Origin of the sequence: Paenibacillus litoralis (assembly GCF_046244365.1) — a bacterium.
Classification (GTDB): Bacteria; Bacillota; Bacilli; order Paenibacillales; family NBRC-103111; genus Paenibacillus_V.
Genome location: NZ_CP176395.1, coordinates 1,946,356 through 1,958,949, shown reverse-complemented (window position 1 = coordinate 1,958,949; position 12,594 = coordinate 1,946,356). Strand labels below are relative to the sequence as shown.

Genomic DNA, 12,594 nt, shown 5'->3' with positions numbered 1-12,594 from the left:
CCCTCAAATGATAGACCAGCCCGAATCGATCATCATCGCAGTTCCTGTTACGAATGAGGATTCATCCCCCGCAAGGTATACGGCTGCGGCAGCTATATCATCGGGTGTCCCGTAACGCCCGGAGAGCGTCTTGCTCATCCGCACTTTACGCAGCTCCTCCGTATCGTTTGCACGAGTAGCAGGCGTATCGATAATGCCGGGACATATGGCGTTGCAGCGTATATGGTACTCCGCAAAATCGACTGCGATCGATTTGCATAAATGAATCAGCCCGGCCTTCGCTACGGTATAAGCGACATGATTGCGGAACGCCACGACTCCCCCTACCGAAGCCGTATGAATGATCGACCCGCCGCCGTTTTTCATGAGCGGAATGGCATATTTGCTGCATAAAAAAGGAGCGGTGAGCGTGACGTCCATGCATTTGTTCCATTCCGCGAGCGTCGTTTCCTCGGCATTTTTGGCTTCCGCCCAAAACGTATTCGTCTGCAGCACATCGACTTTGCGGTACTGCCGGCCGACATGCTCGAATAGCGCGATCATTTGCCGCTCATCGGCTGCATTGACAGCATGCCATTCTCCCTGACCTCCTGCCGATCGAATCTCCTCCGTTACCCGCTCGCCGCCTTCGGCTTGGATATCGGCAATGACGACGAATGCGCCTTCCTTGGCGAAACGTTTGGCAACGCCGGCGCCAATACCGGAAGCGCCGCCGACTACAACGCATATTTTATCCCGTAAACGTGACATCGCTTAGCACCTTTCCTTTGGTATCGCCGTTTTTATGCTTTCACAAAAACCGTTTTAACGGATGTGAAAAACTCGATTGCCGCTTGGCCCTGCTCTCTGGAGTGCGAACTCGAATTTTTCATGCCGCCGAAGGGGGCTTGCAGCTCCACGCCCGCCGTTTCGGCATTGATACGTACTAGCCCCGCATCCATCTCGTTCATGAAGGTCAATATGTTTCCGATATCCTTTGTAAAAATCGAAGCGCTTAAACCGAATTCCGTGTCATTGGCTGCCTTGATCGCTTCTTCCATCGTACCGACACAGATCAAGGCAAGCACGGGACCGAATATTTCTTCCTTCGCGATCGTCATATCTCCGGTGACTTGTCCGAATATAGTCGGCTCGATATAAAAACCGTTTTCGAAACCGGCGCCTTGCGGCGGCTTGCCTCCGAGCAACAATTCGGCACCTTCGTCCAGCGCTGTCTGAATATAGCGTTTGACGGTGCGAAGCTGATTTTCGCTGGCACATGGCCCCATCCATATTCCCTGCTCCAGGCCGTTTCCTACCGTTATCGTCTGGGCTTTCTCCAGAAGCTTTTGCTTGAAAACCTCGTACACGTTTTTCATGACAATAACTCTGCTTGTAGCCGTACATTTTTGACCCGTAGAGCGAAAACCGCCGGAGATGGTGGCATCAACAGCCAAATCCAAATCTGCATCGTCTGCAATGATGATCGGATTCTTCCCGCCCATTTCCAATTGATACTTGATTCCTCTGGCCAGTGCCAACTGACCGATCTGTTTCCCGACTTGATTGGAGCCGGTAAACGTAATGCCGTTCAGATCCGGATGCTCGATCAGCGCTTGTCCGACAATCGAACCGCGGCCGGTTACCATGTTTACCACACCGTCCGGAAAACCCGCCTCGGCTATGCATTCCATGACTAGCGCCGCCGTTACCGCCGTTTCTTGAGCCGGCTTGAATACGACCGTATTGCCGTAAACAAGCGCCGGCGCCATTTTCCAAATCGGGATGGCAACGGGAAAGTTCCACGGGGCTATCACTCCTACTACGCCTAATGGCGCACGCGTCGTAAACATGAAGCTTCCCGCTTCCGTGGAAGGAATCACATCGCCGACTTTACGCATGCCTTCTCCTGCATAGTAGCGCAAAATCGCGACTCCCCTCATCGTTTCGCCTTTCGCTTCCGGAAACGTTTTTCCCATTTCGCGGGTCATCGTTCGGGCAATTTCGTCGCAGCGTCTCTCCATGATGTCGGCGGTTTTGTAGAGGTACCCTCCTCTTTCGGCACCGCTCAGCTTTCGCCACGCATCTTTAGCACTTTTGGCCGACAAGACTGCCGAATCCACATCTTCGGCACCCGAATCCGGAATGTAACCGACAAGGGACCGATCCGCGGGATTTATGCTTTGGGCTACGCTAGTGTTTCCGGCTTGCTCCCATTTTCCGTTTATATAATTGAGATAAGTTGCAACTTCCGCTTGCATGGTCATATCGCTGTCCTCCGTCCGATTAGTTAGGGACTCCGAGATCGGCCGCTTTTCCGACCGTTTGTCTCGCATCTACGCTGTATCTGTTTAACATTTCCACGCCGATATAGGCGCGCCGAACCTTTTCTCTACATTGGGAGACGGCGGCATTCTCCACATGCATACCGGACGGATAAACGCCGGCGGCATTGCGCAGCCCGAATTTCAAATAGACGGGGGCTGCGATTTTAACGATTTCGGGAATTTCATAGTGACGGACGAAACCTCCCATGTCATCGGCCGATTCGATATACATGTCCAGCGGGCAGTCAACTACCTGCCGAATGGATGAAATTCGCGGCAAAGACAAATCCCCCGGGATGTTGACGGTCGTTCCTCCCATAGTTTCATAAACGCGCACGCTCACAGGATTGGCAGGGCTGATCGATGCCGACACTTTCAATACCAAATCAGGCGGCAGCTCGCCTCTTTTTTTCGCTTGATCGATTAACCAGAGCAAGCCTTCGTCGGCGATCAGCAGGCTGCGAATCCCCAAATGGACGGCACGGTAAACATCCTCCATCGCATATAGGACTTGATCCATCCCCCCATGCCTCCAGCCAAGCGTCTTTCCCCCATTCGCTTGGACCAGAGCGCTGGTATCGAAGCTCATTCTGGGCCCGATAAACAAGCAAACTTCGATGTGGCTGTCTCTTCCCATTTCAGCCATGCTTCGAATTTCGTCATCCGTTTGCAGCATGATGCCGCTGCCTTGGGAAACTCTGTTGACCGTGATGCCGAAACGGTTTGCTTCCTTGATCACGGCCTCCATAACGCCCGGTCCTTCGACGGACGGGATTTCGATCCGGTATTGCGCGCCGTCCGCAAACGTTTTGCCCGAAGGCAGCAGCTCATAACCGTCCCGAACGGGCAAACCCATGCTTTCAAAAAAAGTCGCCGATTTCATCATCGCTACTCTTCACTCCCATACCGAGATTATTGAAACGAAATAAATATTTTTAGTACCATTAAGTTATACCGATCGGAGAAATAACTGCGTTATCAGAAATCGATGCCGAGTCTCACCATATCCACGCATTGAATGCCGTTCTCATATATTTCCTCGTCGTAATGTCTGACGAAGAAGTCCTTATCGATTCCGGTAAGCCGAAACCCGCACTTCTGATACAAGCCGAGCTGCGAAAGACTGGAGTTGCCGGTGCCGATTTCAAGCGTTTTGACGCCGGTCGACTTGGCCGATTCGATCGCATGCAGCACGAGTTTCTTCCCGATGCCCATTCCGTGAAACTTTTCGTCTACGGCGATATTGACGAGCTCCATCGTTTCCGGCCTCGTATCGATCAATACGTATACGCCGACGGTCTCCTCCTCCAGTTGCGCCAAGTAGGTGACGCCACGCTTCATATAGCTCTTAACCAGATAAAGATTCGGGTCCGCCAAAGTCAACAAATCGTAAGGAACCATATCGTTTTCTTCCATTTTGCGTATGACTAGCTTGTCATGTACGTGGTTCATCATGTTTTCTCTCCCTTTTCTTAGCTACTCTTTCAAAGAAACAACCATTTCGACTTCGACGGATCCGCCGAACGGCAGCGTATGAATGCCGAGTGCCGCCCTTGCATGTTTTCCGGCCTCTCCGAAAACTTCTATTAGCACCTCGCTGCCGGCATTCAGGATGACCGGGTGTTCCCCGATCTCCTCCGAACAGCTGAGGTATCCGGTCAGCTTCAGGACAGCTTCGACCTTCTCCAGACCGATACTCTGATCGATCAAATCCAGACAATTGATGACGGACAGCGCGGCCGATTTTTTCGCATCGTCAACGGATACCGTCTCCCCGATTCTTCCCCGATACAACAGTTCTCCCCCGGAATAAGCCAAACTGCCCGAAACAAAGGCGAAGTTGCCGTGCACCCGTACCCCCGTATACGGTTTCGTCGTGAAATCGACAGGCGTTGTTTTCCATCCGAGTGATTGCTGAATTGCCGCATATTTTTCCCGATTCATGTAATCCTCCCACTTTCATTGTTTAGGTGTTTTTGCCGCGGGCCAAAACCGGCAGCGTCTTGACCAGCTCGCCTTCACGAAAGCCATAAAGCCGGTCCGCAAGGTTGATGACGGGACAAATATGGTTCGGAATGATTTCGATCACGCTGCCCACCTGCAGATCGTGTTCGCCATTTACCTCGATAACGCCATGCTCTTCGGAAAGCGCTTTGATCGTCAGCTGCGGATAGCCTTTAATATAGCCGTGGCCACCGAGTCTGCACGCGTCCTGCGACAACGTTTTGCTTCCTGCGTCCATAATCAACCTGCTTTTATCTGGACGCGACACGATCGTCGCAAACACCGTTGCGGCACATTCCGCTTCGGTCACCCCTCCCGCCGCCATCACGTTCCGGTCGTTAAATACGTACATGCCCGGTCTCATTTCCGTAACATGCGGCGTGTCCAAAATAAACCTGGCGGTAGCCGTCGCCCCTACGCTTATTTCCGGCACCTCGATTCCAAGCTTGGCGAGGCTTGTTTTCGTTTGGTACATTAGCGCCGCGTCGTCGATCGCAACCTGTTTTCTTTCTTCGTCCGTCGCTTTCATATACGCATGCCCCGCATGACTCATGAGACCTCTTACATCGATAAACGGCAATTTGGCGATTTCCGCGATATAGTCGACGCTCTCCGCCGCCTCTCTTCCCATCCGATGAAGGCCCGTATCAACGTCGATATAAATGGGAATTTTTCTTTTTAGCACATTCCCTACATCGGAAATCCCTCTTGCTACGGCAATGTCGTCGAGTCCTACCGTCAGCTCGGCCTTCTGCAGAAGCTCATAAAACCGCTGCAGCTTCTTTCTCCCGATGAGCGGGTAAGCGATGAGAATGTCGCTCACTCCATGCTCAACCATCACTTCGGCCTCTCCAAGCTTGGCCGTCGTAATTCCCCTTGCGCCATAATCTAGCTGAAGCTTCGCCAGATCGGGGCTCTTGTGGGTTTTCGTATGCGGCCTCAGCTTTACGTTCGCTTTTCTGGCCAGATTGGCCATGCCGCTCATGTTGCGTTCCATAATGTCCAAATCGATAGCCACAAATGGCGTATCCGTCAGAAGCTCGTCATCCTTGATCATCATGCCCGCTTCCCTCCGTTCCCTTATATTTCACTTGCATTGGCAAGATGTCCGCCGTCCACAGTAATCGTCGTCCCCGTTACGTAAGACGATTCGTCGGATGCCAGGAACAGGAACACGTTGGCCACTTCCTCAATCGTCCCCATCCGCTTCATCGGCGTTCTCGGCGATATGAAGGACGGATCGATGCCTTCCTTGATCTTCAGCTCGCGATCCATCGGGGTTTCGATGAAGCCCGGCGCAACCGCATTGACTCTAATCCCGTATGAAGCGAGTTCGACCGCAGTGGACTGCGTAAGGAGGATAACGCCGCCCTTCGAAACGTTATAATGGCATAGCTGGGAGCTGGCCATGACACCGTTCTTCGAGCTCATGTTGACAATGCTTCCGCCGCTGCCTTGTTTGATCATTTGTTTGGCCGCCATTTGGCTGAGAACGAACATCGACCTCAGGTTAATGTTCATCATGGTATCCCAGTGCTCGTAGGAGATATCGACAAAGGACTCCCTGATCGCGATGCCGGCATTATTGACCAAGACGTCAACGCCGCTCCAGCGGTTCATTGCTTTCGTCATGCAGGATTCCATCTGTTCGAGATCGCTAACATCGCAACAAATACCGTCAATAAATCCGGGATAAGCCTGGGAAAGCTCCGCGCAAGTATCGGCAAGCTCCCTCTCGCTCTTATCCAGAAGGTAAACATATGCGCCCTCTTCCGCAAAACGCCGGGCAATTCCTTTACCTATTCCTCTCGCCCCTCCGGAAATCAGGACTCTTTTGCCGTGTAATCGCATATCGTTCCCTCCGCTTCTAGTCCAGTTCCAATAATTCAACGGTATTGCGGTGAATAATGTCTTCAATCGCCCTTTCCGGTATCCGTGAGAGACTGGTGCCTTCCGCAAGAACATTTACATTTCGTAGCGAGTCGATCGTCTGCTGTACCGTAAACAGAGGAAAATCGGTGCCGAACAAGATTTTGTCAAGCACGCCGTATTCCATCGCTAGCACCATAGCATTGTAAAATTGCCAAGGCCTTGCCATGAGCGTGGACAAATCCATGTACATGTTTTTGTTTTTGCGCACGATGCAAATGCATTCCTCCATCCACGGATGTCCCATATGAGCAATGATCATTTTCAGCTCCGGAAACGCTCTTGAAATCGGGTCCAGATCGGCTGGACGGGAAGCGTCCAAATAGCCTTCCGGCACATAGGAGGTGCCTTGATGCCACAAAATCGGAATATTCAGCTCGTTCGCCTTTGCATAGAGGGAAAAATGCTTCTTATCTCCCGGGTAAAAATTTTGATAAATCGGTCCAAGCTTCAGGCCGGACAGTCGATATTCCCTTATCGCATGTTCCAAAAGACGGTCGGCATGCGGTTTATTAGGGTCCACGCTGGCAAACCCGAACAGCTTCCCAGGGTGCTTGGAGACATATTCCGCTACGTATTCGTTCGGCACGACAATGCCGGTTGCCGGAGCGTCAACCGCCAAGACGATGGCTCCGTCCGCGTTCTCATACTGCTTCCAATGGTCTTCCGGCGTAGCGATCAACTGTTTGCCGTTTCCCCAAATCCGGTTTAGCGCTTCGAAGGTCGGTCCGCCGACCTGTCCGGGACCGAATAAATGCGTGTGACAATCAAAAATCATGGATGATCCCCTCCCGTTACTGCCCTATCCTTTGATGGCTCCGGCAACCAGTCCTTTGACGAAAAAGCGCTGGAAGCTAATAAACAGGATGAGTGTCGGCAGCAAAGTCAATGTGATTCCGCCAAATAATAAGCTGAGATCGGCCATCCCTCTCGAGCCGAAAAATTTATACAAGTTGATGCTGACCGTCGGATTGTCCGCGCTGTTAAGCAGAACCAGCGGCAGTAACAAATCGTTCCACATGCCGATAAACAGCATAATGATCAACGTTGCCGTTACCGGCTTCAGAAGTGGAAAAATAATGTGAAAAAACGTGCGGGCCGGACCGCTCCCCTCCATATAAGCCGATTCTTCCAACTCAAACGGAAGCCCTCTCATGAAACCCGAATACAAAAATACGGAAAACGGCGTAAAAATCGCGATATAGATGAACGAGATTCCGATGAGCGTATTTTGCAGGTGAAAATCTTTTAACAGGAATACGACAGGAATCATCGCAGACTCGATCGGCAGCAAAATCGCGGAGACGAAAAACCAATACATCCATTTCATGAATTTGTGATGGATACGCGAAACCGAATAGGCCGCCAAGGAAGAGACGAATACGACCGTAATCAGCGTTATGGCGGCAATGGTCATATTGACGCTGTAAGAACGAACAATATCCATTCTTTCGAATGCGTTTGCAATATTGGCGAACCCGATTGTGAATTCCGGCAAACCAAGCGGCTTCGTAACGATTTCCTTATGCGTCTTGAACGTGTTGATAGCAGCCAAATATAAAGGAACGGAGACGATCAGCGCCATGATGATTACTGCAAATTCGAATAGGAACATGCCCAGCTTATTGTGTTTTGTCATCTGCTGCTCCTTTCATACCTGCTGCTCAAGCTCAAGAAAAACAGCGTGATGACGAGAATGACGAGCGTGAGCGTAAAGGACGCTGCCATTCCGTACGAAATTTGTCCGGAATTGAACGCATACCTGTATATTTTGATCGATAACGTTTCGCTGGCATTGGCCGGGCCACCTCCGGTTAGCGCGTAAGGGAGGTCGAACAGCTTCAGGCCGTTTGCGAGTCCGAGCAGCAAATTGATCGTGATGCCGGGGGCGATCATCGGCAGCGTTATTTTAAAGAAGCCCTGAATTTTTTTCGCTCCGTCTATTTTGGCGGCTTCGATCAAGTCATGGGGAATGCCCTGCAAAGCGGCAAGATAGACGATAATGATCGGCCCCATCATCTGCCATACGGTAATCAAGATAATGGCATAAACGACGTATGCGGGCGAATCGATCCAAGGCACCGTCACGGATGTGTGAAGGACGCCTGATAGAAACTTGTTCAAAAGTCCGCTATTGGCATCCAGAATATAGCGCCAAACGAAGGCGGCTACTACAATCGGGATGATGTTGGGAATGTAAAACAGCGCTCTGAGCCATTTTTTGGTTTTCAGCTTTTGATCGAGAATGATCGCAAGACCGAGACCGATCACGTTGGCTAGGACTGCTGCCGAAATGCCGATGCCCAGCGTTCTTTTTAACGACTCGGTAAACAGCTTGTCGCGGCTGATATCGATATAATTTTGCAAGCCGATAAACCGGTACTCGCCTATTCCCTTCCAATCCGTCAAACTATAGTAGAACGACTGGACGATAGGCAGCAGCAAGAAAACAAAAACAAAGGCGCAAGCGGGAAGTAAGAATACGATACCCGTAACCAGCAATCGCTTATGCAAATTGTATCCTCTCTTCCTGTCTATCAATTTTTGGTCTTGTTATATTCTTTGATAAAAATGTCCGTGGCCGCGTTCAAATCATTGTCGAACGTAAACTTCTGCGCCGCATTGCCGAGTTCGACGAAAGCGGTGCTCGAAACCGGCCCCGTATTGGCGAAAGGCATCATGCGATCGGTCTGTTCCACCCATTTCGGAACGTCCGCATAAGCCGGATCGAGCGCGCCTACGCCTTCCATCCCGGACATATTGCCCAAAATCTTATTTAGCTTCGCATAGACCTCCTTGCTGTACATCCATTCCATGAACGTTTTGGCTTCTTCCAGATGCTTGGATTTGGCGTTCAAGGCAAGGCCGTCCTCCGGAATGACGATATAGCTGCTGTTCTGCTCGCTCGAGCTGTACGGAATATTCATAAAACCAAGCTCGAATTTCGGGTTCAGTTGGCGAATGCTCGCAGCATCCCAGGTCCCCCCGACAAGCATCGCGCTTTCCCCGTTTGCGAAAGATTGCTGGGCAATGGCGTACTCGTTCGTAAAGCTGCCCTGACGGACAAAGGAATTCAGCTCTTTAAACTTGACAAAGCCTTCCTCCAGCATCTTTTTATATTCGGGATTGTTGAAGTCCACCGTTCGAGCCAAATACTTCTGTTTGAAATCGTCATGCTTGAATGCATAATCGCCGAACACCCAATGAAACAAATAGGCCGCAGCCGTTTCCCATTTCGAAGCGTATACAAGAAGACTTTTTCCTTTCGCCTTGATCTTCTGCCCCGCATCGATCAGTTCGTTCCAGGTTGCCGGGGGCTTCGTATAACCGGCTTCGCGAAACAGGTCTTTGTTGTATAACAAACCCAGAACGGCTACTCCGTTCGAGAACGATGCAAATTTACCGTCGAGCGTAGATGCCCCCGTCATCGATTTGGTATAGTTTTTGCTTGCTTGAAGCTGTCCCAGATCATAAATATACCCGGCTTTGCTGGCCAGTTTCGCGCTATCGATCCCTACATTCAATTGATAAATATCCGGCAGGTCTCCCGTTGAAATTCTCGTTTGCAAAGTACCGGGATAGCCCGCATCGGGTATGACTTCCATTTTCACTTTGATTTGGGGGTGCGCCGCTTCAAACTCTTTAATGAATTGCTCATGCGCATCTCCGAATTGCGTTTGCTGAAACATCATGGAGATGGTGACATTTTTTTTGTCCGTTTTCGCGTCGTCGCTCTTTGAACACGCTGACAATAATAGAACGCTTGCCGACAATAAGGGGATAGCTCTAAGCATCGATTTCCTTGCCGCTTGCAGCATGAGTTGCTTCCTCCTCGTTTTTTTGATATTTTTTATATTAAACAGTTGTTTTGTATAATAAAAAATATGGATAGATCATTGGAGGTATTGGCTTGAGCGAAACGACGAAAAAATACAATGTTCCGGCGCTCGATAAGGCATTTGCCATTATTGAAACGCTTGCCGGACAAGATCAGCCGCTCGGTATAACGGAGTTGTGCAAAATACTCGGACTTCCGAAAACGACCGTTTTTTTTATTGTGAATAAGCTCGATCAAATGGATTACATCGTTAAAAACCAGGAAGGCAAATACCATTTGAGCACGAAATTCATGTCCATCGGCATCAACATGTTAAACAAATTCGACATTCGCGCGGTTGCCAAACCTTTTATGCAAAAGCTGCTCGAAGAATCCGGCTTGACGGTTCATCTGGCCATTGTCGAGAAAGGCGAGGCCGTGTACATCGACAAGGTGGACAAGCAAGGCTTTATTAAGGTTTCGACCTACATCGGCCAGCGTAATCCGATCCACGCTTCGGCAATCGGCAAAGCGATCGCCGCCTTTTTGCCGGAGTCCAAGCTCGATGAGATTATGGAAGAACGGGGATTGCCCCGCTTTACTGAGAAAACAATCACCTCCGTCGCCGACTTTAAGGCGGCTATTGAAAAAATTCGCCAGACGGGCTACGCCATAGACGATGAAGATGCGGAATACGGTATCCGATGTGTCGGCGCTCCCATTTTCAATCATGAAAGCAAGGTCGTTGCTTCCGTCGGCGTCACTTCTCTACGAGCGGACCTGCCGGATGCCGCCCTTGACGAGTTGGGGGCGAAAGTGAAAGCGGCAGCCCTAAGCATTTCGCAGCAGCTCGGATATTCCGGAAAAAGAAATGGTTTCATTTAATTTGCCCCTTGATTAGAGCCCCGAACGATCCGACCGGATCGAGTGCACGAGGGCTCTTTTCGCGTTCGCGCAACGCTGTGTGTCTTCTCGCCGAATTACAAAATTCGTCCGTAAAGTCCTTGTGCGATTTCCCCATCATTTACGACGATTTGCCCGTTGACGATTACCTTTTCGATACCCGTCGGGTTCAGGCGCGGTTCGGCAAATGTGGCGGGACCGTCCACCTCGTCCGGATCGAAAATGACGATATCCGCAAAATGGCTTCTGGCAATGATCCCGCGGTCTTTGATCCGGAACGTTCGGGCGGGAAAGCCGCTCATTTTGTAAATGGCTTGCTCCAGACTTACCCACTTGTTCTCCCGGACGAATTGTCCCAACACCTTTGGATAGGTACCGAATCCCCGCGGATGAGGTTTGAGACCGACATAGAGGCCGTCCGTACCGATCATGTGAGACGGATGCTTGAACGTGCTTTCCAGGCACGAATGGCGTTCCTTCGGCCAATGGTAGACCATAAGCGCTTGAAGATCCGTTCTTAGCAAAATTTCGCAAATCGCATCGGGCAGATCCATCTGCATTTCCTGTTGAACCTGGCCTAACGTTTTGCCTTCCCATCCCGTCGGTTCCGAAGTTCCGACAGCGGCGAATACGACCCGATCAAGAGGAAATGCGTTTGCCAGCTGGTCGGCATATTGGCGGCGAACGCTCTTTTGACCGATTCTTGCTTTCACTTGTTCGGGGGAGCCCAGCTGCAGCGCTTCTGGTAAGCCCATTAACAGATGGGTACAGCCGGCCGGATACGGATACATGTCAAAAGTGACGTCAATTCCCCTGGAACAGGCCCATTCCAGCTGCTCGGCCGCAGCATCGTCCACGGCAAGATGCGAAATGTGTACGGGAATGTTCGCTTGCCCAGCTATCGCAAACGTTTCGCGGCAGCCGATCTTCACTTTATCCGCATATCCTCGCTGATGAGCAACATAAATCCCCCCGTATTCCGCTGCAATTTTGGAGAGGCGTACAAGCTCGTCCAATCCGGCATGCCGCATCGGTTCGTATTCCAGCCCCGTACAAAAGGATACGGCCCCGGCTTCCATCCACGCTCGTGTCATCTTCTCCATTCGTACGAGTTCGTCCTCCGAAGCCGGCCTCCCCGCCCATCCCATCGCCTCGACGCGTATGGCGCCGTGCGGAACTTGAAGCGCCAGATTGGACGGCAATCTGCCGCGAAACATGCCCAAATAGCTGTCGATCGTCATGTCGCCGCTCGCATCGATAAGAGGATCGTCGTAAAACACATGAAGGTAGTCCTTCTGTTCTTGCAATCTCGCTTTGGACATGGGGGCCCATGAAAAGCCGTCAGGACCGGCAAGCTGCGTCGTCACGCCCATTCGAAGCGGAGCATAGCGATCGGGTCCGCCGAGCAAAGCCAGCTCCGAATGAACATGCACATCGATAAAGCCCGGGCATACGACCTTGTTTGCCGCTTCAAGCACCTGCTTGGCTACAGCCCCGCCGAGATCGCCGACCGCTTCGATCCTGTCTCCGACGATGCCGACGTCGCATCGTTTTCCCGGGGATCCCGTTCCGTCAACTACAAAACCGTCTTTAATCAAAATATCCAGCATCATCGCAGGCATCTCCTCCGTAAGG

13 protein-coding genes are annotated in these 12,594 nt (G+C 51.2%); 1 reads left to right on the top strand and 12 read right to left on the bottom strand.

Going from position 1 to position 12,594, the window contains the following annotated elements:
• Positions 1 to 3 precede the first annotated feature (3 nt).
• The 11 genes from ACKGJP_RS08050 to ACKGJP_RS08000 form a co-directional block, all read right to left on the bottom strand.
• On the bottom strand, positions 4 to 750 hold the full coding sequence (locus ACKGJP_RS08050; protein WP_409345144.1) for an SDR family NAD(P)-dependent oxidoreductase: 747 nt from the start codon (positions 748 to 750) through the stop codon (positions 4 to 6).
• 32 nt (positions 751 to 782) lie between these two features.
• Positions 783 to 2,246 (bottom strand): alpha-ketoglutaric semialdehyde dehydrogenase GucD, encoded by a 1,464-nt coding sequence (gene gucD / locus ACKGJP_RS08045; protein ID WP_409345143.1) that lies wholly within the window; start codon positions 2,244 to 2,246, stop codon positions 783 to 785.
• Between the two features lie 19 nt (positions 2,247 to 2,265).
• The gene (locus ACKGJP_RS08040; RefSeq protein WP_409345142.1) at positions 2,266 to 3,192 is read right to left on the bottom strand and encodes a U32 family peptidase; all 927 of its coding nucleotides are present in this window, start codon (positions 3,190 to 3,192) and stop codon (positions 2,266 to 2,268) included.
• Between the two features lie 92 nt (positions 3,193 to 3,284).
• Positions 3,285 to 3,761, bottom strand: coding sequence for a GNAT family N-acetyltransferase (locus ACKGJP_RS08035; RefSeq protein ID WP_409345141.1), 477 nt, complete (start codon positions 3,759 to 3,761; stop codon positions 3,285 to 3,287).
• Positions 3,762 to 3,782: 21 nt separating this feature from the next.
• Positions 3,783 to 4,250, bottom strand: coding sequence for a RidA family protein (locus tag ACKGJP_RS08030; protein WP_409345140.1), 468 nt, complete (start codon positions 4,248 to 4,250; stop codon positions 3,783 to 3,785).
• 22 nt (positions 4,251 to 4,272) lie between these two features.
• On the bottom strand, positions 4,273 to 5,370 hold the full coding sequence (locus ACKGJP_RS08025) for an alanine racemase (protein ID WP_409345139.1): 1,098 nt from the start codon (positions 5,368 to 5,370) through the stop codon (positions 4,273 to 4,275).
• 20 nt (positions 5,371 to 5,390) lie between these two features.
• A complete protein-coding gene (locus ACKGJP_RS08020) occupies positions 5,391 to 6,161 on the bottom strand; it encodes an SDR family NAD(P)-dependent oxidoreductase (RefSeq protein ID WP_409345138.1) in 771 nt (256 codons plus the stop codon).
• Positions 6,162 to 6,177: 16 nt separating this feature from the next.
• Positions 6,178 to 7,017 carry an amidohydrolase family protein gene (locus ACKGJP_RS08015; protein WP_409345137.1) on the bottom strand — a complete coding sequence of 280 codons (840 nt, stop codon included), beginning with the start codon at positions 7,015 to 7,017 and terminating at the stop codon, positions 6,178 to 6,180.
• Positions 7,018 to 7,041: 24 nt separating this feature from the next.
• Positions 7,042 to 7,878: a carbohydrate ABC transporter permease gene (locus tag ACKGJP_RS08010; RefSeq protein ID WP_409345136.1), complete on the bottom strand. Its 837-nt coding sequence runs from the start codon at positions 7,876 to 7,878 to the stop codon at positions 7,042 to 7,044.
• Positions 7,875 to 8,753: a carbohydrate ABC transporter permease gene (locus ACKGJP_RS08005; protein WP_409345135.1), complete on the bottom strand. Its 879-nt coding sequence runs from the start codon at positions 8,751 to 8,753 to the stop codon at positions 7,875 to 7,877. Before ACKGJP_RS08005 ends, ACKGJP_RS08010 begins: the two co-directional genes overlap by 4 nt.
• Positions 8,754 to 8,776: 23 nt before the next feature.
• Positions 8,777 to 10,057 carry an ABC transporter substrate-binding protein gene (locus ACKGJP_RS08000; RefSeq protein ID WP_409345134.1) on the bottom strand — a complete coding sequence of 427 codons (1,281 nt, stop codon included), beginning with the start codon at positions 10,055 to 10,057 and terminating at the stop codon, positions 8,777 to 8,779.
• Between the two features lie 92 nt (positions 10,058 to 10,149).
• Here ACKGJP_RS08000 and ACKGJP_RS07995 point away from each other — a divergent pair, with 92 nt between their 5' ends.
• Complete coding sequence (locus ACKGJP_RS07995) at positions 10,150 to 10,941, top strand: IclR family transcriptional regulator (protein ID WP_409345133.1); 792 nt, start codon at positions 10,150 to 10,152, stop codon at positions 10,939 to 10,941.
• A gap of 95 nt (positions 10,942 to 11,036) precedes the next feature.
• Here ACKGJP_RS07995 and ACKGJP_RS07990 read toward each other — a convergent pair whose 3' ends face one another.
• A complete protein-coding gene (locus tag ACKGJP_RS07990) occupies positions 11,037 to 12,572 on the bottom strand; it encodes an N-acyl-D-amino-acid deacylase family protein (protein ID WP_409345132.1) in 1,536 nt (511 codons plus the stop codon).
• Positions 12,573 to 12,594: the final 22 nt, after the last annotated feature.